The organism is Niveibacterium terrae, assembly GCF_048213115.1.
Lineage (GTDB): Bacteria > Pseudomonadota > Gammaproteobacteria > Burkholderiales > Rhodocyclaceae > Niveibacterium > Niveibacterium terrae.
This window is the reverse complement of record NZ_CP172404.1, coordinates 1,464,476-1,490,578: the sequence shown is the minus strand read 5'-3', so window position 1 is coordinate 1,490,578 and position 26,103 is coordinate 1,464,476. Positions and strand designations below refer to the sequence as shown.

24 protein-coding genes are annotated in these 26,103 nt (G+C 62.5%); 11 read left to right on the top strand and 13 right to left on the bottom strand.

The genetic code is table 11. The features are described 5' to 3' along the window. The first annotated feature begins 64 nt into the window (after nucleotides 1-64). Nucleotides 65-904, top strand: coding sequence for a DUF2971 domain-containing protein (locus tag ACHFB9_RS06650; protein ID WP_417070450.1), 840 nt, complete (start codon nucleotides 65-67; stop codon nucleotides 902-904). Nucleotides 905-1,008: 104 nt separating this feature from the next. Here ACHFB9_RS06650 and ACHFB9_RS06645 read toward each other — a convergent pair whose 3' ends face one another. The 8 genes from ACHFB9_RS06645 to ACHFB9_RS06610 form a co-directional block, all read right to left on the bottom strand. Next, complete coding sequence (locus ACHFB9_RS06645) at nucleotides 1,009-1,245, bottom strand: hypothetical protein (RefSeq protein WP_417070448.1); 237 nt, start codon at nucleotides 1,243-1,245, stop codon at nucleotides 1,009-1,011. Between the two features lie 110 nt (nucleotides 1,246-1,355). After that, the gene (locus ACHFB9_RS06640; RefSeq protein WP_417070446.1) at nucleotides 1,356-2,045 is read right to left on the bottom strand and encodes a hypothetical protein; all 690 of its coding nucleotides are present in this window, start codon (nucleotides 2,043-2,045) and stop codon (nucleotides 1,356-1,358) included. Between the two features lie 632 nt (nucleotides 2,046-2,677). Next, complete coding sequence (locus ACHFB9_RS06635; protein ID WP_417070444.1) at nucleotides 2,678-4,024, bottom strand: hypothetical protein; 1,347 nt, start codon at nucleotides 4,022-4,024, stop codon at nucleotides 2,678-2,680. Nucleotides 4,025-4,111: 87 nt separating this feature from the next. Continuing rightward, nucleotides 4,112-4,570 (bottom strand): GNAT family N-acetyltransferase, encoded by a 459-nt coding sequence (locus ACHFB9_RS06630; protein WP_417070442.1) that lies wholly within the window; start codon nucleotides 4,568-4,570, stop codon nucleotides 4,112-4,114. Between the two features lie 86 nt (nucleotides 4,571-4,656). After that, nucleotides 4,657-5,379, bottom strand: a complete 723-nt coding sequence (locus tag ACHFB9_RS06625) for a hypothetical protein (RefSeq protein WP_417070440.1) — start codon at nucleotides 5,377-5,379, stop codon at nucleotides 4,657-4,659. Nucleotides 5,380-5,702: 323 nt separating this feature from the next. Beyond that, the gene (locus ACHFB9_RS06620) at nucleotides 5,703-6,542 is read right to left on the bottom strand and encodes an MBL fold metallo-hydrolase (RefSeq protein WP_417070438.1); all 840 of its coding nucleotides are present in this window, start codon (nucleotides 6,540-6,542) and stop codon (nucleotides 5,703-5,705) included. Between the two features lie 21 nt (nucleotides 6,543-6,563). Then, nucleotides 6,564-6,890, bottom strand: a complete 327-nt coding sequence (locus ACHFB9_RS06615) for a hypothetical protein (protein ID WP_417070437.1) — start codon at nucleotides 6,888-6,890, stop codon at nucleotides 6,564-6,566. Nucleotides 6,891-6,897: 7 nt separating this feature from the next. Further along, nucleotides 6,898-7,497: a hypothetical protein gene (locus tag ACHFB9_RS06610; RefSeq protein WP_417070435.1), complete on the bottom strand. Its 600-nt coding sequence runs from the start codon at nucleotides 7,495-7,497 to the stop codon at nucleotides 6,898-6,900. A gap of 102 nt (nucleotides 7,498-7,599) precedes the next feature. Here ACHFB9_RS06610 and ACHFB9_RS06605 point away from each other — a divergent pair, with 102 nt between their 5' ends. Continuing rightward, nucleotides 7,600-8,502 carry a LysR substrate-binding domain-containing protein gene (locus ACHFB9_RS06605; RefSeq protein ID WP_417070434.1) on the top strand — a complete coding sequence of 301 codons (903 nt, stop codon included), beginning with the start codon at nucleotides 7,600-7,602 and terminating at the stop codon, nucleotides 8,500-8,502. Nucleotides 8,503-8,650: 148 nt separating this feature from the next. Here the strand turns inward: ACHFB9_RS06605 and ACHFB9_RS06600 are convergent, their stop codons facing one another. Continuing rightward, nucleotides 8,651-9,835 carry a Fic family protein gene (locus ACHFB9_RS06600; RefSeq protein ID WP_417070432.1) on the bottom strand — a complete coding sequence of 395 codons (1,185 nt, stop codon included), beginning with the start codon at nucleotides 9,833-9,835 and terminating at the stop codon, nucleotides 8,651-8,653. A 233-nt stretch (nucleotides 9,836-10,068) separates the two neighbouring features. After that, nucleotides 10,069-11,301 carry an NADP-dependent isocitrate dehydrogenase gene (icd, locus tag ACHFB9_RS06595; protein WP_417070430.1) on the bottom strand — a complete coding sequence of 411 codons (1,233 nt, stop codon included), beginning with the start codon at nucleotides 11,299-11,301 and terminating at the stop codon, nucleotides 10,069-10,071. Nucleotides 11,302-11,510: 209 nt separating this feature from the next. Here icd and ACHFB9_RS06590 point away from each other — a divergent pair, with 209 nt between their 5' ends. Next, nucleotides 11,511-13,625, top strand: coding sequence for a prolyl oligopeptidase family serine peptidase (locus tag ACHFB9_RS06590; RefSeq protein WP_417070428.1), 2,115 nt, complete (start codon nucleotides 11,511-11,513; stop codon nucleotides 13,623-13,625). 81 nt (nucleotides 13,626-13,706) lie between these two features. On the opposite strand, the gene rpoZ is transcribed toward ACHFB9_RS06590, so the two are convergent. Together rpoZ and ACHFB9_RS06580 are read right to left on the bottom strand one after the other, a co-directional pair. Then, nucleotides 13,707-13,913, bottom strand: a complete 207-nt coding sequence (rpoZ, locus tag ACHFB9_RS06585; protein ID WP_417070426.1) for a DNA-directed RNA polymerase subunit omega — start codon at nucleotides 13,911-13,913, stop codon at nucleotides 13,707-13,709. A 30-nt stretch (nucleotides 13,914-13,943) separates the two neighbouring features. Further along, on the bottom strand, nucleotides 13,944-14,147 hold the full coding sequence (locus tag ACHFB9_RS06580) for a DUF2116 family Zn-ribbon domain-containing protein (protein ID WP_417070425.1): 204 nt from the start codon (nucleotides 14,145-14,147) through the stop codon (nucleotides 13,944-13,946). 142 nt (nucleotides 14,148-14,289) lie between these two features. Here ACHFB9_RS06580 and ACHFB9_RS06575 point away from each other — a divergent pair, with 142 nt between their 5' ends. The 8 genes from ACHFB9_RS06575 (at nucleotide 14,290) to lysS (ending at nucleotide 25,489) form a co-directional block, all read left to right on the top strand. Then, nucleotides 14,290-16,302, top strand: a complete 2,013-nt coding sequence (locus ACHFB9_RS06575) for a site-specific recombinase (RefSeq protein WP_417070423.1) — start codon at nucleotides 14,290-14,292, stop codon at nucleotides 16,300-16,302. Between the two features lie 114 nt (nucleotides 16,303-16,416). Beyond that, a protein-coding gene (prfB, locus tag ACHFB9_RS06570; RefSeq protein ID WP_417070422.1) for a peptide chain release factor 2 occupies nucleotides 16,417-17,521 on the top strand; the annotation gives its coding sequence in 2 pieces (ribosomal slippage) (nucleotides 16,417-16,497 and nucleotides 16,499-17,521; 1,104 coding nt in all). Between the two features lie 54 nt (nucleotides 17,522-17,575). After that, on the top strand, nucleotides 17,576-18,841 hold the full coding sequence (locus ACHFB9_RS06565) for a hypothetical protein (RefSeq protein ID WP_417070420.1): 1,266 nt from the start codon (nucleotides 17,576-17,578) through the stop codon (nucleotides 18,839-18,841). A 2-nt stretch (nucleotides 18,842-18,843) separates the two neighbouring features. Next, nucleotides 18,844-19,122 (top strand): DUF1294 domain-containing protein, encoded by a 279-nt coding sequence (locus ACHFB9_RS06560; RefSeq protein ID WP_417070418.1) that lies wholly within the window; start codon nucleotides 18,844-18,846, stop codon nucleotides 19,120-19,122. Nucleotides 19,123-19,128: 6 nt separating this feature from the next. Continuing rightward, the gene (locus ACHFB9_RS06555; protein ID WP_417070416.1) at nucleotides 19,129-19,830 is read left to right on the top strand and encodes a hypothetical protein; all 702 of its coding nucleotides are present in this window, start codon (nucleotides 19,129-19,131) and stop codon (nucleotides 19,828-19,830) included. Nucleotides 19,831-19,832: 2 nt separating this feature from the next. Next, the gene (locus ACHFB9_RS06550) at nucleotides 19,833-22,622 is read left to right on the top strand and encodes an AAA family ATPase (RefSeq protein WP_417070414.1); all 2,790 of its coding nucleotides are present in this window, start codon (nucleotides 19,833-19,835) and stop codon (nucleotides 22,620-22,622) included. A 100-nt stretch (nucleotides 22,623-22,722) separates the two neighbouring features. Next, nucleotides 22,723-23,832: a GGDEF domain-containing protein gene (locus tag ACHFB9_RS06545; protein WP_417070412.1), complete on the top strand. Its 1,110-nt coding sequence runs from the start codon at nucleotides 22,723-22,725 to the stop codon at nucleotides 23,830-23,832. A 148-nt stretch (nucleotides 23,833-23,980) separates the two neighbouring features. Further along, the gene (lysS, locus tag ACHFB9_RS06540; protein ID WP_417070410.1) at nucleotides 23,981-25,489 is read left to right on the top strand and encodes a lysine--tRNA ligase; all 1,509 of its coding nucleotides are present in this window, start codon (nucleotides 23,981-23,983) and stop codon (nucleotides 25,487-25,489) included. Between the two features lie 126 nt (nucleotides 25,490-25,615). Here the strand turns inward: lysS and ACHFB9_RS06535 are convergent, their stop codons facing one another. After that, nucleotides 25,616-26,020 (bottom strand): GNAT family N-acetyltransferase, encoded by a 405-nt coding sequence (locus ACHFB9_RS06535; protein WP_417070408.1) that lies wholly within the window; start codon nucleotides 26,018-26,020, stop codon nucleotides 25,616-25,618. Nucleotides 26,021-26,103: the final 83 nt, after the last annotated feature.

The window sequence follows — 26,103 nt, the reverse complement described above, 5'->3', positions numbered from 1 at the left end:
GATCGAATAAAAGACTCCACCCAGCCCCTCAAAAAAGAGAAAGACCGCACTGGAACCCTGTCAGATGAACAAAGAAGGTATTGCTGTAGAAAACGACATTGAAGTCATCTATCGATACAAATATCTGCCGTTCAATGAAGGCAGCCTCAAGATGATCGCGGATGGCACATTGAAATTTACCTGTCCATTAGATTTCAACGATCCGTTCGACTGCATGCCTGCATTCGACCCCAAAAGCATAGAATCCATATGCGAGATACGACCTGATTTGATAAAAAAGGCGGGAAAAGAATTAGGATACAGCCCCGCGAAACGCATTGAAAATAAGTGGCGATTTAGAAACAATGTAAAAACAGCTATCGCCTCAGGAGAATTCGTAAAAAGCATAGTCAGAAGAATGGGGATTTTTTGCGTCAGCAGAACCCCCTGCAGCCCTTTGATGTGGTCGCATTACGCGGATAGTCACAAGGGATTCGTCGTCGAGCTACGCATAGCAATGGACTCCCCAAGAGAGCTCATCCAGCAAATCATTCCAAGCAGAGTCGAGTACAAGAAAATCAGACCTATCATCAACTGGGCAACACCCGACGAGTATGAACTTGAAAAGTACTTCTTCACAAAAAGCGAAGACTGGTCTTACGAACAAGAAGAAAGAACAATCAGCCTTGACCGCGTCGCGGGAATCTATCCCTACTCAAGAAATGATTTTCTATGCTCTGTGATCGCAGGCACCAAGATAGAAGAAGTCAACTACGAAAGACTTAAAAATGAGATAGAAAAAGCATCCAAAGTTCTGGGCAAAAAAATCCAACTCCGAAAAGCTCAATTAGCCAGGAACGCATATAAGATTTTTATCCCAGGACACCTTAACCAAGATTTTAATGGCTCAGAATCCAATGAATAGCGATGAGAGTTAGCTCACACCCGCGCCCCCTCATAAACCGCGCTCGCTTTTCCCCGATCGCAGATTTCCTATATTCTTGACCCGAGAGCTAGTCAGCAACAACGTTACTCTTCGATCGGGTCGATAGCGCCAATGATGTAGCCGTAGTGTTCCATGAGGAACACCGTGGGTTCACTGTGACCACGTGGCGTGTTAACAAGCAGATAATCCTTGCCGAGCAGAGCCTCCCGGATACGGGCGGCTGCGGTCTCCCGACTCGGCTCACCCGGCCACTCAATAGCAGTGCGACCATTTTTTCCGTCCCGATGGGTCCAGTTAACGATCCAATGCTGAGTTCCCATAGACCTCTCCATGCAATCGAAATACAGCAAAAAGAAGAAAGGTCTTGAATTCGATCATTTTGATGAATTTCAAGACCTGATCCTGCAACTCGTCGAGACTATTCCGGCGTTTACTTGGCGCCCTTGATGAGCGGACCGGCAAGCGCCTCGACAACCGGGGTGCTCAGTTCATTGGGGCTGCCGGTGAACCACTCTCCCGCCTTTTCACCGGAATACAAATTAGCCGACCCTTTGACGGACCCTGCCAAAGGCGCATTCTGGTAGATGGATGTCAATTCCGTGAAATATGCCGCAGAGAGAGGCTTTTTGCCGATTTTCTTGGTCAGGGCGCGCACCTTGTTTGCCACATCCGGAACCTGGCAGGCGTAACGGATCGCGGCGATTTTGTTGCCCTCCTGTGCGTCATTGTCACTCACATCGCTGCCTTGCACGGTGCATTTTGAGCGCAGGATCGCGGCCACCAGGGCATGGGTAAAATCCGTAACCGGCGTCTTGAGTGCAGCCTTTTGCTTGTCCGAGAACTGTTGCATCAGTTGCTCGGTCAGATCGGAGGCCATGGAATCCGGAAGTTCCTTCAGGGCATTGATATCGAAGGCATCTTGCCCTTCGAACATGGAACGAAGCGCATCGTTGAGCTTTTTGGCTTCTTCGATATCGCCATTGACCATGGTGCTCAGGTACATTGAGGCAACCTGCTCAGCCCGTTCATCCGCGGCAGCAAGCGCCCAATCCATATGAAACAGCGAAAGCGCGATAACCGAGCAAGGGATCAGCTTTTTCCGGAGTGTCACGAGGCTCATTTGGATATCTCTCTTTGATTAAAATTGATTTGATTAAAACGGGATATTCAACCGCACGATTCAAAACAGCACGGGCAACTGCAGGAAAGACGAGCCAACCGAAAGCGGGTTCAATCGCTTTCAAGAACGAACGGGTACGTGGCCAGCGCTTCGCCACGGGTGCCCGGATGGCCCGGTCAGGGGATCGGGCGCGGCACTATGTCTAGCGCCCCTTTTTACCCTGGGCGTGCGCCCCGCTCAAGGAGATGACCGGCACACATCGACCCCGACGTCATAGCGATGGTACCCTGAATGACCGGCAGCATGTGTGGATCGGGATAGGATTTGTACATCCGTCCGAGGTTCATTGCGGTACCGGAACCTCTTGCCGTGTGGCGAATGCCATCGTAGATCTGCTTGGCATGGCTGACCCCGTCGGGGCCTAGCCGCTTCGTCACAATGATACGTTGCGTCCGACTCCCCTCTTTCCCCAGGGGGGCGTGCTGCGCCTTTGGATCAGACGGAACGCTTAACGGTTTCTCAGCCGCAAAAGCCGATGCCGGGATGAGCAAGACCAGGCCTGCTGACAGAAAGCGCGTGGCTTGCTGCGCAGCCATCCCCACTCCGCATCACCGCCCTCCTCCTTTCATGATTTACACCTCGGCGAAGTGCCAACGGGCTTCCCAAGCCAGCTGTTTGGCCTGGGCGTAGGTGATGCGTTCCGGAGCGGGAACGGCGCTGATGTATGGGGCGATGCCGGTGGCGATGCGTTTGACGCCCGGGGTTTTCAGCAGCGAGCTACACCAACACTGGGTACGCATGCCGCGGGTGCGCGTGCTGAGGTGCAGCCCGTGCAATTGATCGGCCTGCGGGGGCTGCGGGGCGAGGTAATCGAGCAATTCCATGCGGCCCCGTTCAATGCCCCGCTCATCGCACACGACTTCATGGCAGTAGGCCGTGCCCCAGAGGTCTTCACGGCACTGGATGGCGTAGACATCCCCGGCGGCCAGTGGCCCGGGCAGATTGCGCAAACCGGTGGAGCGGGCTTTTTTCGGCACCGTTGCCCCGGGCGCGGGGGCCGGCGGCTCTTGCGCCGGGCAGACGCAATGGCCAAAGAGCCGATCGATCAGGGACTCATTCAGCCCGTGTTCGGCCTGCCACCACGCCAGCGGCGCGGAGACTTCCACCAGGGTATTGGGGCGGCGGTCGCGGTAGATGGCGGAGGTGAAACGGCTCATCAAACCGGGGAATTCCGGCGTTTCCAGAATGCCGATCCAGGCCAGGGCGTCGAGCAGGGATTCGCAGCGCATCAGGCTGTTTTTGTTCAACCAGCCCGCCTGCCGGAGCGCCTTGCGCGCCTGGCTGTAGCGGCTGGACGCGGGCAGCGTGCGCAATATGTCCAGCACGCGATGCCAGATCCAGATGTCGCGCGGAGTGGCTTGCGGCCAGACTTCCGTTTCGCTGCCCAGCAGCACCTGCAAGGCATCCTGCGGGCCGTAGTTGCCCCAGCAGGTGCCCGCCCGATAGCGAAAAAGGGCTATCTGAGTCAGATCGTTCGCCCATGGCGGATGAAAGCAGCATGCGCAGCGTGAACTGCCCGTATCCAGCGGGGCAGCGGCGTGGGTCGGGAGCTGCAAACCCAGGACGACGGCGGGCAGCAAGGATTGCCACCACAGAGGGGCAGAGTTGAGCGAGGCAATAAACGCATCGGCCGCCCGCTGCAAATCTGCGCGCGCGGCCTTTTGCTGCAACAGCGCAACCACCTGGTCATGCGCCGGCAGGCACAGGCGATTGGGAGTCAGCCCGGCGGCATCCAGCGCCTGGCGTTCTGGCTGGGAGATCGTGGCTGGCAGGAGGTAAACCGTTTGGCCCGCAGCATCCAGGCCCTGCTGGAGCGGCTGATAAATGCGCGCCAGCACATCGGCATGCGCCGCCAAATCGGCCAGCCCCGGCAAGCGCTCGGGCAAGCGAGAGAGCACCACAACCGCATCGGGTTTCATGAATCTGTCTCTATATCTTGCGGGGTCAGACACGAGGTCCTGCATTCGACCATGTTTATTGGAATCAAGGCCCGACCTCACCACCCATCACCCCGCATACCTCAGCGTAAGGCGCAGCATGTCAAAGAGCTGTATTCCATCCTCGAAGATCGGCTCAGGGTAATTATTGACGAAGAAGTCATGATCAATGCTTGTAACCCGAAATCCATGTCGCTGATAGAAAGCGAGTTGATAGCCGAACGATCCGGTGCCCACTTCCAGTTGCCGGGCGCCCAAGTTGCGAAAGAAATCAATACTCCACATCAATAGCGCAGTGCCGTATCCGGACTTCTGGTGGGCAGGGTAAACAGCGATGTTCATTAGCTCATAGGCCTCCGTGCCGCGTGACTGCACGACGCATGCGCCAACCACATCCGCACCAGATGAAGCAACGAAACATTTCGCTCCGGAAAGATAGGCCCGGATATTAGCCTCCGAGGGATCGGCAAGCAGCAACAGCTCCATGGGAGCATCGATGACAGAAACTTCTTCAATCAGCAGCGACATCCTGGATCTTGCCTAACGTAGAGGGTCATGGGGCAGTCTAGCCTTCGGACATCCAGAGCAATCCCGTCCCCCTGAAGATTTCGGCATCAGCACCCGCAAGCCGCTTCCCCGCCCGATAGCTGAGCGGCTTTGCGCAGAAGCTGTCCCTTCCCGACTCCGGAGGAAAGGTAGAGCCGCTCGTCAAACCCACAGTTGTCGTCCGGGATGCTGAGCAGAAGATCCAGCTTTCCATCGCCATCCAAATCGCCGACCCAGTGGATGATCGGTGTCGTGTCACCGTCATAGTGAGCTTCCGCGTCGATCATGAACAGAAACTGCCGGACACTGCCGTCGCTGACGAAGTAGCGCTTTTGCCCTTGCGGCGCGCGGGTCCAGGAAATCGTCAGCGGCAGAGGGCCCCAGGGCATGTCCCACTTCCCGAGCTTGCCGAGCTTTCCGAGCTGAGGCGATTCATTGGAAGGATCCCCGGACCGATACCATGAGACGACCTTGCCCTCCTTGAGCCCACCCCCGGGAAACAGGGCGAGCGGTTTTCCGCTCACCTTCAGATCATCCAGAAGTTCTTTCTCGTCCAGCACATTGACGGCGCTCGTTGTCTTGATCCGGACCCGAGCCGGCCGGATCTCGCAATCGAGCCCTCGGCAGTAGAGACCTTGCCAGCTGCCAGCGCGGGGAAAAGTTCCCTTCGCGTAATTGCGCCGGCTTTCGATGACGAGCGAACGGGGCGAGCTCTTCTGGATCTGCGAGAACGATGGTAGAGATCCGATTCCCAGCGTCAGAGCCAGGAGGTAAGGAAAGCAGCGCGACATGAAATTTCGATCCTGAAGAGCCCGGCCGGGATAGAAGCGGACTTTCCCGCATGGCATTCGCCTGCGCTCCCAGCCACCCTCCACGGGTGGCTATCGCTGGAAGCGGCAAGCCCCGGATTACCGCATCAGCATACATCAGGCGTCTGATAGCTGCTTGGCAGCGCGATCCGCGGCGAGGCTTCCTTTTTCCCTCTGAGCATGGGCACCAGTCTCGGCTTCGCTCATTTTGATGCAATTCAAGACCTTAGCCCAAGCGTCCTGCGTGTTCCACGCCTCGCTCGATTTCTCAGCTGGAGAGAGAAAATGATGAGATCGCACTTTCCTCAAGCTTCGTAACAGATCCTGTAGGCCTTGCCTGTTCGCTCGATATGTGCGAACCCGAGTTCGCCAAGGTGCATGCCCGCGACAAGGCTCTTGTCCGAGCAGACGATATCCAAGAGCTTGGATCGCGTATCGGCGGAAAGCTGAGGATCCTGGTCGAAGGCAATGGACACGTCGGGACGAGCAATCTGGATTTGCGGGAAGTGAACGACATCACCCCAAATCAATAGGCTGTCCTCGCCGGATTCGAGGCGATAACCGGAATGCCCCGCGGTATGCCCCAGAAGAGGGATCGCACTGAGGCCAGGGAGAACTTCGTCAGCAGTAAATGTGCGCATCCTCTCCCTGTACTTGTCGAATACCTTTCGGGCAAACAGAAAATTTCCACGAGCGCGCTCACTCGCCCGACTCAGATTACCATCATCCTCCCAGAAAGAGACCTCACGCTGGTGGATAACCAACTCCGCACAAGGAAAGGCGAGTTTCCCTGACGAGTCAAGGAGCCCCCCGATATGATCGGGATGCGCATGAGTCAGAAGAATCGTGTCAACGTCCGAGGCTTGCACGCCAGCCAGTGCGAGATTTGATTTCAGCTTACCCCCCCATTGCTTGACCCCCCCTGCACCCGCATCAATCAAGATCGTGCGCCCGCAGCCACGCAACAAGTAACAATTAATATGAACAGAAGATGGGTCCTTCACACCGGCGTCTTGCTGCAACCTGGACGCATCCATTGGATTGATATTGGAAAGCAAATCCAGACTTGCCGAGAGGTATCCATCACTGATCGCTGTGATCGAAAAGTCTCCAACCTGCTGACTTGGAAATTTCACGCCATTCATCACCGTATCCCCTGCCGACAATCAGTTGCGCGCATGAATCGCGGGCGCCGCATAAGCAAAGCAGCGAATTCGTGCGACAAGCCCCGTGTTTCGCTTTATGGCTTCATCCAGTTTTTCCATGAAGGAATCCATGACGGGTTTCGTCCTGAACGGCTCGAGGCGGTATTTTATTTCCGCAAAGGCTGAGCGCCCTCGCCCGTGACGAACGGGGACATAGATGATGTGTACGTTTTCCAGCGCGGCGTTGAGAATTCCCGTGCACAGCTGGACGCATTGGTCGGTAAGTTCCAAGAGATTCCCGTCTGACGGCATCTTTTCCGCTGGGATATAAATCGTGACGTTGGGCATTTTGGCTCTACCGTGACGCTAGGGGAGCGGCCTCACGACCATTCGTCAATTGCGCCGTCATCGGCGCATAGAGATGGACGCCCTTCGGAAGGTGATGCACACCAAGCTCATCCGCGCGAACCCGCTTCGCCAACCACCGACGCTCAGGGAAGTTCTCCAATCCGACCGCCTGCATCAGACAAGGCCTGAGTCCCATCTCCATGAGCGGCTCGGGGCCGATTGCACAGACCGCCAGATGTTCGTCTTCAGCGATGGCCGGAGCGCGGTCAAGACCATCATAAAGGTTGCGGTGCCAATCGATGATGTGCTGCTGCCAGCGGGCAAAATTGCCACCGCCTTTTTGGCGATACTCGTCTGCCTGAAGCACATCGAGATTGTCGATCGAATGAATAGCGAGGTAGGCAGGACAACCCGCGCTCAAAGCCTTGAAACGCTGCGAGGTATGGAACCCGCTCACTGAGATGAGCGCGGGCAACTTTTTCAGACTGTAAAAGTCATTCCACTGCGCCTCGCAGATTGGATCGGCGAAGCTGCATTCGACTGTATAAATCATTGGATCACGCGCGGCCGGGAAGCTTGTGCCCCGGGCTCCTTTGTTGACGTTCAATCATGGTAGGACCATGTCCGCAGCGTTCAAACCGATTTTTCGGTATGCTTCAGTGACAAAAGATCAAGGCTAGCCTCGCCCGGGCCCGAAGCAGGAACTCTCATGCGCAGGAAGATCCCCAGCAACACTGCACTGATGGCATTCGAAGCTGCCGCACGTCATGGCAGCTTCGCCCGCGCAGCGAACGAACTGTCCCTGACCGAAGGGGCTATCAGCCGCCAGATTGGCCGCCTCGAGGCATTCCTGGGTGTCACGCTGTTCGAGCGAATTGGAAATCGCGTCCGGCTCTTGCCTAACGGGGAACGCTATGCAAACCAAATTCGCGAGTTGCTCGACCGACTGGATCGAGACAGCCAGTACCTGATGGGGCAACCGAGCGACGGAGCAAACCTGGACATCGCCATCATCCCGACCTTTGCGATGCGATGGCTCATTCCTCGTTTGTCACGATTCCAGCAAAAGCATCCGAACATCACGGTGCATCTGGCTGAGCGCATGGAACCCTTCGTCCTGTCTGGAAGCGGATTCGATGCGGCAATCCATTTCGAGCACCCAGCCTGGACAGGAATGCGGACGCATCAACTGTTGCATGAGGTGCTGATTCCGGTTTGCCCCCCTAAGCTCCTGGCGGGAGAAGAAGGGATGACCGCACTGGACAAGCTGCCGCGCCTGCACCGGCGACAGAACCCTGAGGCTTGGCAACTCTACTCACAGGAGACCGGAATTTCACTGACCAATCCTGCGATCGGTGCGCACTACGATCTTCATGCGATGTTGATCGAAGCTGCATTGGCAGGCCTCGGTGTTGCGCTGGTACCGCGCCTCTATGTCGAAAGAGAACTTGCGCTAGGCAGCTTGATCGCCCCGTGGCCAGAGGGGAAAACGATCTCCAAAACCTTCTGCCTCATCCTCCCAGAGCCGATTGAATTGAGCGCAGAGCCAATACAGGCGTTTGCTCAATGGATACTGGATGAAGCGAAGAAGACAGGAATGCTTGAGTCATAGAGGAATCTCCCTCCCCTCTTCATATTCGCGCGCCTCCGCGGCGCGGCTTTTCTTCCTGCCCCTGATGCTCCCCAGGGCTTTCCCTTCAGGTGTCTCGATTCCTACGCGCAGCTCCTTGCCGGGAGTCAGTAGATGAGCGAGGGAAAGCTCATGCTCCATCCCCTCGCTCGATCAGGGAAAGCAACTCAGTGGCATGAAACACCCGGTTTCGCCGAGAGGAATGCGCTGCGGAGAGAATCCCCGCCGCTATCATTTGGGCAACCGCCGTATTGGCCGTGGGGAACGAAACCCGAAGCTCTTCCACCAGCGAGGACACCGTGACGACAGGCCGCGCCAGGAGTAAATCCACGACGCGATGAACCGCGGCATCAGCGCGGTAGGCCTTGAGTCGGGCTCGCCAGTCATCTCTCAGGGCGCGGGCCGCCAGAATGAGCGCGCTCGTTTCATCGGCACAGCTCGCCACCGTCGCACTGAAAAACGTCACCCAGGCATCCCATTCGCCTCGCAGCTGAACGCCAGCCAGCGCATCGTAGTATTCCCTCTGGCGCGACTTCAGATAGCCGGAGAGGTACACCGGAGGGGCCGCGTCCGCAGCGAGCATGAGCGGCAGCAAAAGCCGGCCAACGCGTCCGTTCCCGTCGGGATAAGGGTGGATCGTCTCGAACTGCGCATGCGCGATCGCCATCCGAAGAGTGATCGCGGGCAGATAGGGCGATTCCTGATACGCCTCTCCCTGGAGATAGCGAACCAGATCGTCTATTGCGGCCGAAACAGCTTCTGGCGGCGCGGGGACAAAGCGGGCGTCGTAGATTGTTCGACCAGAGCCAATCCAGTTCTGCCGGGTCTTGAACGCACCGGGCTTGTTCGTACTGGCGTAGCGCTCGTCCTGTTCCATCAGGATGGAATGCAGGCGATGGATGAGTTCAACAGAAAAAGCCGAAGCGCCCTGCTGCCGAACATCGATCAGACCCGCATGAAGCGCCTTGACGTAACCGTAGGTGACGCCGGTATCGTGCGACAGACCTTCCGCATCACCGGTGATCTCGTACTCCAGAAGATCATGAAGATCGCTTTGCGTGCCTTCGATCTGGCTGCTGCGCACCGCTTCCCGCCGGTCGAGGGTTCGCGCAAACAGATCCGCGTTGGGAACGGATTCAGCAATGCCGCGAAGCCGCGCCAGCGCCTCACCCGCCGCGAGGACGCCCGCGGCGGCCACATGGTCAAGCGGCAGCCAGACCGGCGTGGGCTCGGGGACATAAGCAAAAGCCCCTGAATGCGCGCCTACAGGCACAAGGCGCTGCTGACGCACCGCACTGAGATCGGTCTTGCGCATGAGAGCACCGCATCCTTTAATAGAGCCTTTGGTTATTAAAGGATATCACGTTATCCTTTAATAACCGGCGAACGTATTAAAGGATAGCCCCTCCGCTCGCGGGCCATCACGAAGAGAAATCCGCCCGGTTCGTTTGATCCGCGTTCTTCCGCGTGATCCGCGGCGAGTTTTTCCTCTTCCCCAAACAAAACGGGCGCCCTGAGGCGCCCACTTTTGTTTGATCTGAAGCGCGATCACATGTGCGCGATCATCGCGTCTCCGAAGGCCGAGCAGGAGACTTCGGTCGCACCTTCCATCAGGCGGGCGAAGTCGTAGGTCACGGTCTTCGCGGCGATCGCGCCTTCCATGCCGTGCACGACGAGGTCGGCGGCCTCCGTCCAGCCCAGATGGCGCAGCATCATTTCGGCCGACAGGATCAGCGAACCGGGGTTCACCTTGTCCTGGCCCGCATACTTCGGCGCGGTGCCGTGCGTCGCCTCGAAGCAGGCGTAGTGATCGGAGATGTTCGCGCCGGGCGCGATGCCGATGCCGCCGACCTGGGCCGCCAGCGCGTCCGAGATGTAGTCGCCATTGAGATTCAGCGTCGCGATCACGTCGTATTCGGCCGGGCGCAGCAGGATCTGCTGCAGGAAGGCGTCGGCGATCGCATCCTTGATCACGATACCGTTAGGCAGGCGCAGCCACGGACCGCCGTCGATCTCGACGCCACCGAATTCGTTCTTGGCCAGCGCGTAAGCCCAGTCGCGGAAGCCACCTTCGGTGAACTTCATGATGTTGCCCTTATGGACAATCGTCACCGATTTACGGCCGTTGGCGATCGCATAGCGGATCGCGGCGCGCACCAGGCGCTCCGTGCCTTCGCGCGAGACGGGCTTGATGCCGATGCCCGAGGACTCGGGGAAGCGGATCTTCTTGACCCCCATCTCGTCCTGCAGGAACGCGATCAGCTTCTTCGCCGGTTCGGATTCGGCCAGCCATTCGATGCCGGCGTAGATATCCTCGGTGTTCTCGCGGAAGATCACCATGTCGGTCAGCTCGGGGTGCTTGAGCGGGCTGGGCACGCCCTTGAAGTAGCGGACCGGGCGCACACACTGGTAGAGGTCCAGCTCCTGGCGCAGCGTCACGTTCAGCGAGCGGATGCCGCCGCCGATCGGAGTCGTCATCGGCCCCTTGATCGAGACCGAGTAGTCCTTCAGGGTCTGCAGCGTCTCGGCCGGCATCCACTGATCCTTGCCGTAGAGCCGGGTCGCCTTCTCGCCGGCATACACTTCCATCCAGTGGATCTTCTTCGCGCCGCCGTAGGCCTTGGCAACCGCCGCATCGACGACCTTGATCATCACCGGAGTGATATCGACGCCAATACCGTCCCCTTCGATGAAGGGAATGATCGGATTGTCGGGCGTCGTCTGGCCGGGAACGATCTTCTGGCCGCCGGCGGGGATCTTGATCAGGGATTGAGCGCTCATGGCTGATGCTTCCTCTGTAGGGATGGCAGGGAGCTCACAGACCGACAGGAACCAAAACTTCCGGCGACGGGCTGCGGGCAAACGCGTAGCCCTGCATTATCGCCGATTTCCACAGCGCGGTCCGTGATACGTTGCGAAACAATCGCACTGGCCCGCCCTGCCGTGGGCCGTTAGCATGAGCGCTGCGATTACCCCCAAAAAGGAGAACCATGCGTGCTCACGCCCTGGCCGCGGCCCTTGCCGCGCTGCCGATGATCACCGAGGCGGCCTACCCGGCCACCGCGGCCCACCCCGTCACCGATGTCTATCACGGCGTCATCGTCACCGACCCCTACCGCTGGATGGAGGACATGAAGTCACCCGAGTTCCAGTCCTGGCTGCACAGCGAGGCGGACTACTCGGCGTCAATCCTGAAGAACCTGCCCGGCCGCGAAGCGCTGCGCCAACGGCTCGGCGTGCTGGCCGACTCGGGCGAAGCGACCGGAGGCTTCGAGCAGGCGGGAGGGCGGATCTTCTTCATCCGCCGCGCGCCGGGCGAGAACGCCCGCAAGCTGTGGGTCCGCGATGGCCTCAAAGGTGCCGAGCGGATGCTGCTCGACCCGGACGCGCTGCCCGGCGAAGGGGGGCACCACGCGATCGACTGGATCAGTCCGTCGCCCGACGGCAGCCGGATCGCGATCGGCATTTCACTGGGCGGCTCCGAGAACAGCGTGCTGCGCATCATCGATGTCGCAAGCGGCAAGCTGCTCGGCGAGGCAATCGATAGGACCGGGCTCAACGAGGACGGCCTCGCCTGGCAAGCCGATGGCAAGGGCTTCTTCTACAACCGTCACCCGGCCAGCGAGCGCTACAACAAGAGCGCGATCTACCAGCACCGGATCGGCGAGCCCGAGAGCCGCGACGTCGCGGTCTTCGGCTGGGAGGTTTCGCCGAAGAACTCGTTCGCGCTGGCCGACCTGCCCCATCCGGCGACGACCCAAGGCTCGCGCTGGGTCATGATGGAAGTGCTGCATGGCGACGCGGTCGATCGCTCGTACTGGATCGCGCCGGCCGACAAGGTGAACGGGCCTTCGACACCGTGGCGCCGGGTGATCTCGCCGGCCGATCAGGTCACCCACGCGGTGCTGGCCGGCGACGCGATCTACGCGGTGAGCCAGAAGAAGGCGTCGAACCGCGAGCTGCTCCGGCTCGACCTCGCCCATGGCGGCGAGGCCCGCACCGTCGTGCCGGCCAGCGCCGCGGCGCTGCAGTTCCCGGTCGCCGACAAGGATGCGATCTACGTCAAGGCGCTCGATGCCGGCGTCTCGCGCCTGATCCGCGTCCCGCTCAAGGCCGGCAAGCCCAGCGAGGTGAAGCTGCCCTTCGAAGGCACGCTGCGCGCGATCGCTCCCGGCAAGCAAGGCCTTCTGGTCCAGCTCGAAGGCTGGGTTCATGCCCCGCAAGTGTTCGCGCTGAAAAACGGCAAGGCGTTGCCGACCGATCTGCAGAAGCCGCTCAAGCTCGACACGACGCCCTTCGAGGCGCGCCGCGTCATGGTCAAAAGCCATGACGGCGTCGAAGTACCGCTGTCGCTGATCGTGCCAAAGAAGCTCGCGCTCGACGGCCGTCGCCCGACGATTCTGACCGGCTACGGCGCCTACGGAATCTCGATGGAGCCGCGCTTCAACGCGACCCGCCTCGCCTGGCTGGAGCGCGGCGGAGTCCAGGCGGTCTGCCATGTGCGCGGCGGCGGTGAGCTGGGCGAAGCATGGCATCGCGGCGGACACATCGCGACCAAGCAGAACACGGTGTCGGACTTCATCGCCTGCGCCGAATGGCTGATCGCCAACAAGTACACGTCGAGCGCGACGCTGGCCGGCACCGGTGGCAGCGCCGGGGGCATCACGATCGGCGGGACGATCACGCAGCGACCCGATCTGCTCGCCGCCGCGCAGAGTTCGGTCGGCCTGTCGGACATGCTGAGGATGGAACTGACACCCAACGGCGCGCCGAACATCGCCGAGTTCGGCACGGTCACGAATCCCGAGCACTTCAAGACGATGTTCGCGCTGAGCCCCTATCACCGGGTCCGCGACGGCGTGCGCTACCCGGCTGTGATCGTGACGACCGGCGCGAACGATCCGCGCGTCGAAGCCTGGATCCCGTCCAAGTTCGCGGCGCGGCTGCAGACCGCGAATCCGGACGGCAAACCGGTGCTGCTCCGGGTCGATTTTGACGCCGGCCACGGCATGGGCTCGACGGTCGGCCAGGCGCTGGAGGAGACCGCCGACGTCTGGTCCTTCTTCCTGTGGCAGATGGGCGACGCAGCCTTCCAGCCGCGCTGACCGGAAAACACAAAAACCCTGATGACGCGAAGTCATCAGGGTTTTTGTCAAACTCGTGCTGCGCCTTGCGCAGCCGCTCGATCAGACTTCGAGCTTGGAGAGAATGCCGCGATCGACCTGGCCGGCAGCGATTTCGCGCAGCGCGGTGACCGCAAACTTGTTCTTCGAATTCTCGATCATCGGCGTGTGGCCGCGCGCGAGTTGACGGGCGCGAATCGCCGCGGACAGCGTCAGTTCAAAACGGTTCGGGATGGTCTTCAAGCAGTCTTCGATCGTAATGCGTGCCATATACTTCCTCAGCTCTGTTAGAGTGAACGGTCAACCGCGCACTCTTTGCGAGCGCTGCCACTGAAGGCGGCGCCAATCTTCTTCACAATCGCTATCACAAAACTTCTGACCTTCGGCCACCGGTTCGCTGCAGAAGTGACAAACTCCCGTAGCCGCCAGCGAAGGCTCTTTGCGCTGCAGTGACAGTGTAAGGCTCAACTCGACTTCTTGTTGAGCAATATCGGCTTCATCCATGTTCGCTACTTCTCCGTCGCAACCAAAAAACGGCGGGAACTGCCGCAAGGGGCCGCGACTCTACCAGCTTTTGCCTCTCCCGTCTCGCTAGAATGCGCACTTGTCAGAGCGGAGCGGTAAAAATTCCTGAAAGGACGCCGATTTGAACGACATCGTCCAGATTCTCGAACAGATCAAGACCCGCCCGGAAGAGCGCTCGGCCACCGCGCTGCTCGACATGATCCGGGCTCTTCGCCCGGGCAAGAAGGAAGAGGCCGGCGCGGCGCTGCTGCGCGTCAAGGCGCTGATCACGCTGCTGCGCGGCCACCCGCCCTTTGCCGAAGCGCTGCGCAGCTACCTCGACTGTGTGTTCGCCAGCCGCCTGCAGCGCAACCTCTTCGCGAACCTGGGCATTCTCGGCAACGAAGGCATTGCGCGTGCGCTCGCGCACAGGTTAGGCGCGAAGATCCTGCCCCCGGCTTATGACGACACCTATCTGGGCGATCTGTTCGGCGCGCTGACGCACGAGATCGGCGACACGGCCTGGATCGCCGAAATCCCCGAGGAGACGATCGCCGAGCTGCTCGGCGTGATCCAGCTCGGCGCCGGAGCCCGCGTGCCGGCGCGGATCAGGATGGGCGTCGAACTGCTCGAAGCCTTGCGCATCCTCTCCTTCCGCCTCGCCGCGATCGGCGTCGAGCCGGACTTCCTGCGCTACGACAGCCGGGCCGCGCGCCGCGAATCGCCCTTCGTCGCCCAAACCGAGGAAGTCCAGAACTTCGTCACCGAAGCGCTGCGCGCGCTCGACGATGCGGACACCCCGTGGCCGGACACCCGGCACCTGGATGTGCTGCTCGAACAGTGCGACGCCCAGCTCAAGCGCATCCGCCAGCGCGCCCATCAGGGAGGTGCGAGCATCGCACTGACCTACGAAGGCCTGCGCGCGAGCCAGATCATCGCGCGGATGCGCCAGATCACCGAACTGGCGAGTCCTGACACGTCGCAACTGCAGCAGACGCGGAAAATCCGCTTCTTCCGCGACCTGATGCACTTCGAGGCCGAGAAGAGCAGCCTCACCGCGCTGCTGACCCAGGCCACCGACCTCGTCGCGCTGCAGATCACCGAACACGCGAGCCGGACCGGCGAACACTATGTGACCAGCAATCGCACCGAGTACTTCGCGATGTTCCGCGCCGCGGCCGGCGCCGGCCTGATTGTCGCGGTGATGGCGCTGCTGAAGATCTTCATCGCCAAGGCGCACCTGCCCCCGCTGTGGCAGGCCGTCGCGTTCAGTCTGAACTACGGCCTGGGTTTCATCGTCGTCCACCTCTTTCACTTCACGATCGCGACCAAGCAGCCGGCGATGACCGCAGCGACGATCGCGGCAAGCCTGGGCGAGGACAAGGGCAAGGCCCCCTCGCTCGCCAAACTCGAGAACCTCGTCGTCGACGTGATCCGCAGCCAGTTCATCGCGATCGTCGGCAACGTCGTCTTCGCCTTCCTCGCCTGCCTCGCGATCGGCGCAAGCTGGATCTGGCTCTTCGGCGCGCCGCAGATCGACGCCGCGAAAGCGCATCTGCTGCTCCACGAGATCGACCCGCTCGCGAGCCTCGCGCTGCCCCACGCCGCGATCGCCGGAGTCTGCCTTTACCTGTCCGGCCTGATCTCGGGCTATTACGACAACAAGTGCGTCTATGCCCGGATTCCCCAGCGCATCCGTCAGCTGCGCTGGCTCGCCCGCGCCTTCGGCGAAGCGCGACGCGAGCGGATCGCGACCTACATCGAGAACAACCTCGGCGCGCTGGCCGGCAATTTCCTGTTCGGCTGCATGCTCGGTTCGATCGGAACCGTGGGCTTCATGCTGGGCTGGCCGCTCGATATCCGCCACGTGACCTTCAGCGCCGCGAACGATGCCTATGCGCTGATCGCACTGAATTTCAAGCTGCCCTGGCAGGCTATCGCGTTGTGCGGCGTCGGAGTGCTCGCGATCGCCTGCGTTAACCTGCTGGTCAGCTTCTCGCTCGCGCTCTACACGGCGCTGAAATCGCGCCAGATCCGCTTCGCTCACACCCGCCCGCTGTTCGGTCGCATCCTGCGCCGGCTGCTGCGCCATCCCGGCGATTTCGTGCTGCCGCCCAGAGCCGAGCGTTCGGCGCCACCCGACACCACGGCGTGAGAAGGCGGCCCGCCTCCGGATCGAGCCGATTTTTGAGCCAATCCGGATGGCATCAGCGCTTTCGGCCGAGCACTGTATAATGACCGGTTTCCCGGAATCAGCAGGAGAGCTCCCATGGACGCCGAACAGATCAACGCGATTGCCAGCAAACTCGACGACCTGAAGTCTCGCGAACGTGCCCTCCGGGGGTATCTTTGACTACGCTGACAAGTCCGAACGCCTGAAGGCGGTCAGCCGCGAGCTCGAAGATCCCTCGGTCTGGAACGATGCCGCCCGCGCCCAGGAGCTGGGCAAGGAGAAGCATTCGCTCGAACAGGTCGTCGTCGTGCTCGACGACATCGCCGCCAAGCTCAATGACGGGGCCGAGCTCTTCGAGATGGGCCGCGAGGAGCAGGACTGGGACACGCTCGCCGCGGTCGACGCCGACGCCCAGGAAGCCATGCAAGTCATCGAAGGCCTGGAATTCCGCCGGATGTTCAACAATCCGATGGATCCTCGCCCCTGCTTCATCGAAATCCAGTCCGGCGCCGGCGGCACCGAGGCCCAGGACTGGGCCGGCATGCTCGAACGGATGTATCTGCGCTACTGCGAGCGCAAGGGTTTCACGGTCGAGCTGCTCGAAGAATCCGAAGGCGAAGTGGCCGGCATCAAGAGCGCGACGATCAAGATCTCGGGCGACTACGCCTACGGCTATCTGCGCACCGAGACCGGCATCCACCGCCTCGTGCGCAAGAGTCCTTTCGACTCGAACGCCCGCCGCCACACCAGCTTCACGTCGGTCTTCGTGTTCCCCGAGGTCGATGACTCGATCGTCATCGACATCAACCCGGCCGACGTGCGCACCGACACCTACCGCGCCTCCGGCGCCGGCGGTCAGCACATCAACAAGACCGACTCGGCCGTGCGTCTGACCCACATCCCGACCGGCATTGTCGTGCAGTGCCAGAACGACCGTTCCCAGCACCGCAACCGCGACGAAGCCTGGCAGATGCTGCGCGCCCGCATCTACGAAGCGGAGCTGAGGAAGCGTCAGAGCGAGCAGCAGAAGCTCGAAGACTCCAAGTCGGACATCGGCTGGGGCCACCAGATCCGCTCCTATGTGCTGGACCAGTCGCGGATCAAGGATCTGCGCACGAACTATGAAGTCGGCAACACCCAGGGCGTGCTCGATGGCGACCTGGACGGCTTCATCCAGGCCAGCCTGAAGCAGGGAGTCTGAGCGTCTTGTCCCGCCCCCTGCCCCGCTCCGGCGGCCAGGGAGGAGGTCACTGAGATGGAAGCGCGCGCTTTCGATCTCGTCGACTTCCTCGCCCCCGGCGTCGAGTTCGACGATGTGCCGTCGCTGTGGTCGCTCGTCCGCGCCCAGCCGCTGATCGCCGCCTTCACGGCGCTGTTCCGCGGCGGCGACGAGGAGATCATGATCCGCCTGCATGTGCTGCGCGAGGTCGGCTGTCGCGCGGAGACGCCGCGCTGGGAGCCGGACGCGCTGCGCCGGCACTTCTCCTACATCGAGCCAGTCAAGCTCGAGACGGTCTTGAAGCGCCTGCGCGAACACGAGCTGCTGATCTTCGGCGAGGACGCCCACTACCAGCTCACCGACACCGGCCGCAACGCGCTGGCTGCCGTGTCGGCGCTGCTGCGCTTCGGCGAGGACGAGGATGCCGAACTGGGCTTCCTGACGACCCAGCTCGCCGGCATGCAGGCGACCGGCACGGTTTCGCCGGAAGTGCTCCAGCACCTGCTTGCGAAGCTCAACGCGCTGACCGAATCCTTCGAGGAAGCGGTCGCATCGGGTTCGGAGTTCCGCATCCTCGACGCCCGCACCCGGCTCTCGGCGAACGGGAAGTGGCTGGACAAGGGAAGCGACATCCTGCGCACGCTGCTCGACGTCGAGGAGATCACCGCCGACATCGGCCGGATCGCCCACGCGATCGGCCTCGCGCAGAGCCGGCTCGCCCGCGTCGACGCGGCTTTCCAGCGCGCGCTGAACAAGATCGAGTCGCAGCGCGTGACGCTGGGCGCCTCGGGCGTCTCCTCGTCCGACGTGATGGCCTGGCTGCGCACGCAAAAACCGAACGCGCTGATCGCTCTCGCCGCGGGCGCGCTCGGCGCTGCACCGCAGACCCAGTACCTCGCGGGCGGTCACGAACTGCTCGACCGCGCCGAAAGCGTGCTCTCCTCGGATGTGCAGAGGATGGAAGCCGACGCGAGCCTGCCCGCCGCGCAGAAGGTCGATGAGAACCTCGCGCCCGAGAGCGAGGACCTGACGCTGCTCAATCGCCTGAGTCAGCGGCTCGCCGCCGTCGCCGACCACACGCCGGCCGAACGCCTCGTGCTCGGCGGCGGTTTCGGCCCGGCGAGCTACCGGCTCTCGCTGCTCTCGCTGTTGGGCGGAGTCGAAGCCCAGGCCAGCGGCCCGGTCGCCGACCTGACCCAGATGCCCTTCGAGCTGGTGCTCGAAGACCGCCTGATCGAGGTCAACGAGGACGAGATCGCGTCGATGTCGGCCGGCGAAATCCGCCACCGCGGTCAGGACTGAGGATGAGCTTGATCCTCGTCCTCTATGCCCTGATGAGCCTCGTCTCGCTCGCCGCCTATCGCCTCGACAAGGCCAAGGCCAGAAAAGGGGAATGGCGCACCCGGGAAAACACGCTGCTGATCATCGATCTGCTCGGCGGCTGGCCCGGAGGCCTCGCCGCCCAGCACCTGTTCCGGCACAAGAACCGCAAGGCGAGTTACCAGATCGCTTTCTGGATCGTCACCACACTGAACGTCGTCGCCGTCGCCTGTCTGCTGCGCGGCGGGCTGGCACTGGACTAATCCGCCATGGATCACGAAATCACGACCCTGACCGCCCGACTGCTGGCCCACCGCTGGCTGCCGCGCACCGACACCCAGGTCAAGCGGGCGCTCGTCGACGAGAGCTTCCGCGTCGAACTCGAGGCGCGCCTCGCCACCGCCGGCCTCGTGCTGCTCGACAACCCCTTCGCCGAGCACGTCGCGGTGGGCCTCGCGGACGACATGCTCGACGCGGTGTTCGGCGGCCGCGAATACCAAACCAGCACGATGGGGCTGACCCGCGACGAAGTCGCGCTCCTGATCGTGATCTGGGCCCTGATCGTGCTGCCCAAGCGGGAGCGCCAGCTCGGTCGCCGCGCGCTCAGCGACGACGGCCAGAACGACATGTTCGGCCAGGAAAAACCGATCGCCTACGGCGAGGAGGTTTCCGGCGCGATCTCAGAAGCGGCGCTGATGGCCGACTTCGGCAGCCAGCTCGGCGGCAAGACGCGGATCCGCAACTTCGCGCTCGGCAAGCTCGCCCGCCTGGGTTTCATCGAGAGAAGAAACGGCTTCATCTACGAAGGCCCGCTGCTCGACGTTCTGCTCGACTATCGAACCCTGGCCGACCGCATCGTCAACGGGACGCTCGGCGACGTGCTCGCCGCGGCCGGGCACCGCCTCGCCCAGCCCGACGGCGAAGAAGAAACCGATGAAACCGACGCGGCCGGCGACGGCAGCGAGGACTGAACATGTTCCATATCCGCGAAATCGAACTCGTACACTGGGATTTCTGGCGCCGCTTCACGGTGCCGCTCGACGCCCAGATCATCACGATCGTCGGCCCCAACGGTTCGGGCAAGACGACGCTGCTCGACGCGCTGCGCACGCTGTTCGCGCTGCGCTGCTCCGGCAAGCGGGACTTCCGCCGCTATGTGCGCCGCGCCAATGCCGGAGTCGCGTGGATACGCGCGACCGTCGCGAACATCCCCGGCGCGAATGGCAAGCGCCCCTTCTTCCCCTGCCTCTCCGACAACGTGACGCTGGCCTGCCGGATCCGCCGCGCCGGCGGCGACTGGAACCGCGAATACACGATCGAGGACGGCATCGTCCCGATCGAAGGTCTGGAAGCGTCGACCCAATGGGCCGGCCTGCGCGACTATCAGACCCGGCTCGCCTACGCCGGCCTGACTCCGGCGATCGCCCGCGTGCTCTCGCTCGAACAGGGCGACACCGACAAGCTCTGCGAGTATTCGCCGCGCGCGCTGCTCGACCTCGTCTTCGACGTGTTCGGCGACAAGGAAGTGCTCGACAACTACCAGATGGCGCGCAACGAGCAGCAAGCCGCGCTCCACGAACTGGAGAGCCTCGCGCTGGATCTGGACCGCCTGAGCGCCCAGGCCGAAGCCCGCCGCCTTGAAGCCGACCGCTACCTCGAATGGCGCGATCTGACGGCCGAAGTCGCGTCGCTCGAAGCCGAAGTCCTTCCCCGCCTCGAAGTCGCCGAACTCGCCCGCGAATCGCGCGAGGCGAGGCTGCGCTTGCGCGCCGCGCGCAGCACGAACACCGAGCAGCGCGCCGCGCTCGCCCTTGCCCGCGAGCGGCTCGCCGCGCTGGCTGCTGAGCGCACCGAGGCTCGCGAAGCCCAGATCGCGATCCAGTCGGCGCTCGGCGCCCAGGAAGCGCAGTGGCTCGCCGCCCGCGACCATCTGCGCGACATCGAAAAGCAGCTCAGCGAACGCGATGCACTGCGCGAGCGGGTCAGCCGCGAACACGGTGCCGATGCGCTGGCCAGCGAGGAGGCCGCCAGCGCGGCATTCGCGGCGGCCGACGCGGCGCGACTCGAAGTGCGCAGCCTGAAAGCCCGCTTCGAGGAAGTGACGAGCCGGCTGCGCACGTTTCGCGAGCGCAGCGGCCCGATCCAGGAGGCCGAAGTCCACGGCTTTCGCGCCAAGCTGAGGGAAGCCGGGATCGAGCATGTCTCGCTCGCCGAGATCACCGAGGTCACCGACCCGGCCTGGCAGGGCGCGGTCGAGGCGATCCTGCGCCCCTATCGTTCGCTGCTGCTGCTCGAGAACGATTCCGATCGCTTCGCGGCCTGGGCTCTGGGCGAGCGCGAGCGCTTCCGCCACTTCCTGGTCGCCGACCGCGCACCCAGCCCCCACCCGCAGCGCGGCAGCCTGCTCGAAGTGCTGCGTTTCGCCGGTGAGCCGCCGCGCTGGCTCGGCGAGCTGCTCAACCGGATTCAGCGCGTCGAGAGTGCCGAGGCGGCGCGCGATCTGCCTCGCGACCAGGACTGGATCACCCGCGACGCCTATTCGCGCGAGAAGCGCGGCGCCCGCCACCTGGGCGTACCGCGCGACTTCTGGTTCGGCGAGCTCGCCCGGGCCAGCCAGCTCGAAGCGCTCGAAACCGAACTCGCCGAGCTCGACGCGAAACTGCGCAGCGCGCAGGCCCGTCAGGACGAAGCGAATGCGGCGCTGCGCGCAAGCCAGGAGCAACTGCTGGGCCTGCAGGCCGCGGAGCTGCTGATGGCGCGCACACCCGAGTTCGAGGCCGCGGCCAGCGAAGTGGCCAGCGCCCGCGCCCGGCTCAAGGAAGCCGAGGCCGCACGCGGCGAGGTCCAGGCTGAACTGCAAAAGGCGCGCGAGCGCCTCGACGGAATCGAGATCGAAACGGGGCGACGCAGTTCGGAAGAGCGCAGCGCCCGCGACGCACTGTCCCGCCTCTCCGGCGAGGAGCGCCCACAGAGGCTGGAACAGACCGCCCGCCTGCTCAGGCTGCGCGGCAAGCGCCGCGGTATGCCGGCTCACTGGCAGGAAGCGGATTCGCTCACCGCTCTGGCCGAGCAGTTCGGGGGACTGGCCGGTGCGCGCAACGAACTCGCCCGTCTCAAGCGCCGGCTCGCCGACGGCGACTGGGCAACCGACGAGCAGGTGCTGATCGTCCGCGACAAGCTGCGCCTTGAGCTCGAACACCGCCAGCGCGACTACGGCGAGCGCAACGCCTACGCCGAGCGCACGCGGAGCATGGTCGACCGGGCCCGCGGCGAATACATCGCGAAGCTGCGCGCAACGGTGCGCCAGTATGGCAAGAACCTCAGGGCACTCGGCGAGCTGGCCGGCATCAACGTCGAATGCCCTCTGCCTCCGCTCGAGAACGAGGACCTCGCGCTCGCCTCGGCAGGGCTCGAAGTGCAGTTTGACTTCGACCAGAAGGGCAAGCAGAGCCTCAACGACGGCGAAGCTTCGGGTGGCCAGCAGGTCATGAAGTCGCTGATCCTGCTCGTCGCGCTGTTGATGGATGAGGCGAGACCGGGCGGCTTCGTCTTCATCGACGAGCCCTTCGCCCACCTCGACGTTGCGAACATCGACCGGGTCGGCGCTTTCCTGCGCGCTACCCGCGCCCAGTACCTGATCACGACGCCGGTGACGCATAATGCCAACGTCTTCCAGCCCGCCCAGCTGACCCTGGTGACCCGGAAAAAGAAGGGCGGAGAGGATTGGGCCCCCCCGCTGGGAGTCTTGAGGCGCGAAATTTAGGCAGGAACGCTCTTTTTATGTAGTTTTCGCCTGCGCGCTCTCGCATAATTGCCACAGGGATAAGCAGCCCCTTCAACCACGTCGAGGAATTCGACCCAGAATGACCGCGCCAAAAATGTCGGGACTCGCCAACCTGGCCAGCGCTCCGGACGATGGCATGTTGAACCTGCTCGGTCAGGTCAACGCGATGTCGTCCAGCCGCGACCGCGAACAGATGACCTTGCGCCTCGTCTCCGCGATGCGCGACGTTCTCGGAGCCGTCGGAGTCGTGCTCTATGCGGTCAGCGCTTCGGCGCACGGCCCGGTCGGAGCCCTGGTCGCTGAAGCGTCTCCCGGAGACGCGGCCGTCTGCGGCGAGGACGACGAATATCCGGCCGTACTGCTCAAGGCCGACCCCTTCCTCGCCGAGGCGATCCGCGCCCCCCTGGGCTCGCTGGAGAGCCACACGGACGGGGTCTATCGGCTTGCTCTGGCGATGGGCGATCGGGGCAACCCCCACGCCTTGCTGGTCGCGACCTGCCACGAAGCGCCCGACCCCAAGGTCCGCGAAGCCTTCACCTATGTCGCGCACTTCTACCAGAACCAGCTCGACCTGCTCGACTACGCCGAGCTGGACACGCTGACTCATCTGCTCAACCGCAAGACTTTCGACGAAAACTTCGACCGCTTCATCGCCAGCTCGGGACGCTCGCTGCAGCGCGAAGAGGGCGAGCGGCGCAGCGAGAGCCCGACCGACCCGCACTCCTGGCTTGCCGTCATCGACATCGATCACTTCAAGCGGATCAACGACAACTTCGGCCACCTGTTCGGGGACGAAGTGCTGCTGCGCCTCTCCGACCTGATGCGCAAGAGCTTCCGCCTTCGCGACAAGCTGTTCCGCTTCGGCGGCGAGGAGTTCATCGTGCTGCTGCGCCACGTCAGCGATGCCGATGCGCGCCTGATCTTCGACCGCTTCCGCGCCACCGTCGAGGAGTGCGATTTCCCTCAGGTCGGCCGCGTCACCGCTTCGCTCGGCTACTCGCGAATCGACACGAGCAAGCCGGCCGCCGAGATCCTCGGCCACGCCGACGAGGCCTTGTACTTCTCGAAGGAGAACGGCCGCAACCAGGTCAACGGTTTCGAGGATCTGCTCGAACGCGGCCTGCTCGAGAGCCACGAGAAGAACGACAACACCGACCTTCAGGCCGACATCGACGCGCTGTTCGATTAGCCGGATCGGGGACGTCCGGTCGCCACCGCCGCCCGACCGGGGGGACAGGCGGCGCTGATTGTGACAAAATTCAGCACTTTGCATTCACCCGCGCATTCCGGCGCCCCCCGGCAGGGTCGCGTTCCGGCTTGCCCCCGAGCCCCAGACAATGTCCGAACACACCGAAAATCCGAACCCGCAGCAGGACGAAAACCAGCTCATCGCCGAACGGCGTGCGAAGCTGGCCAAATGGCGCGAAAGCGGTGCCGCCTACCCGAACGACTTCCGCCGCGAGAACACGGCCGGCAAACTCGACGAGCTGTACGGCGAAAAAACGACCGAGGAACTCGAGGCTGAAGGCATCGAAGTTCGCGTCGCGGGCCGGATCATGCTCAAGCGCCTGATGGGCAAGGCCTCGTTCCTGACGGTTCAGGATCTGTCCGGACGGATCCAGCTCTATGTCGCCCGCGACGGAGTCGGCGAGGACGTCTATGCGGACTTCAAGACCTGGGACATCGGCGACATCGTTGGCGTCGTCGGCCCGCTGTTCAAGACCCGGACCGGTGAGCTCTCGATCAAGGCCAGCGAGATCCGCCTGCTCTCCAAGTGCCTGCGCCCGCTGCCGGACAAGCACAAGGGCCTCGCTGACATCGAGACCAAGTACCGCCAGCGCTACCTGGACCTGATCACGTCGGAAGAGTCGCGCTTCACTTTCGTCGCGCGCAGCCGCCTCGTCCAGTCGATCCGCAACTACATGACCGGCCACGGCTTCCTCGAAGTCGAAACGCCGATGATGCACCCGATTCCCGGCGGCGCCTCGGCCAAGCCCTTCGTGACGCACCACAATGCGCTGGACATGGAACTGTTCCTGCGCATCGCGCCCGAGCTCTACCTGAAGCGCCTCGTCGTCGGCGGTTTCGAGAAGGTCTTCGAGATCAACCGCAACTTCCGCAACGAAGGCACCTCGACCCGGCACAATCCCGAATTCACGATGATGGAGTTCTACGAGGCCTACGCCGACTATCGTCTGATGATGGATTTCACCGAGGGTCTGCTGCGCCATGCCGCGCGCGAAGCGCTGGGCACCGAGACCTTCCAGTACCAGGGCCGCGAGCTGGACCTCTCGAAGCCTTTCCTGCGCCTGACCATGGCCCAGGCGATCCACAAGCACCATCCGGGATACTCGATGGAGCAGCTCGGCGACGAAGCGTGGCTGCGCGAGAAACTCACCGCGATGAAGGTCGAGATCAAGGGCAATCCGGGCCTGGGCGGCCTGCAGCTGCTGATGTTCGAAGAGAACACCGAAGCCGAGATCTGGGAGCCGACTTTCGTGATCGACTACCCGACCGAGATCAGCCCGCTCGCCCGCAAGTCCGACGCGCATCCCGAGATCACCGAGCGCTTCGAGCTGTTCATCGTCGGCCGCGAGATCTGCAACGGCTTCTCCGAGCTCAACGACCCCGACGACCAGGCCGCCCGTTTCCTGGATCAGGTCAAGGCCAAGGAAGCTGGAGACGACGAAGCGATGTACTACGACGCCGATTACATCCGCGCGCTCGAATTCGGACTGCCCCCCACCGGCGGTTGCGGCATCGGCATCGACCGCCTGGTCATGCTGCTGACCGACAGCCCGGCGATCCGCGACGTGATCCTCTTCCCGCAGATGCGCTTGGAATAAGCCCCCCGGCGCAGCAAGAAGCCCCGAAAGCCCGCACAGTGAAGACTGTGCGGGCTTTTTGTTGGGCGGATCGGCCGATGCGACAGGACTTAACAGGTAAGCACGGCCCAGGTGAGCCGGGATTCCTCACGAGAAGAGGTATTCAAGCTCTTCATCGCCGTGCGGATCGGTCCTTCCCGTCGAGCGCCACCCCAGATGACGGTAAAAACCAAATGAGCGGATATGCGGGAGGCTGTTACAGCCGAGGAAAAGCCGCGTATGGCCAAGACGGTGCAGGCTCTGCATCGTTGCATCGAGCAGCGCTCGACCGATGCCTTGCCCTTCGTAGTCCGGAAGCAGCGCAAGAACGACGATTTCGCCGGTTCTGACGTCACCAAAGCAATAGCCGACGATGCGGTCGGCCGACAGGGACACGAAGCCCAGCAGCTCGTCCGCAGCAACTTGAGCGCTCCATGATTCAACCGTGACGCCGAACTCGGCGAGCCCGGATTCGGAGACCGCGTTCTCGCGAGTCTTCCCCCGGATCGACACGCACTCCTCTATATCGGGCGCCCTCGCAGGACGAATGCGAATGGGCGACTCGCCCGCACGATCAGCGCCTGCCGATGTTTCCT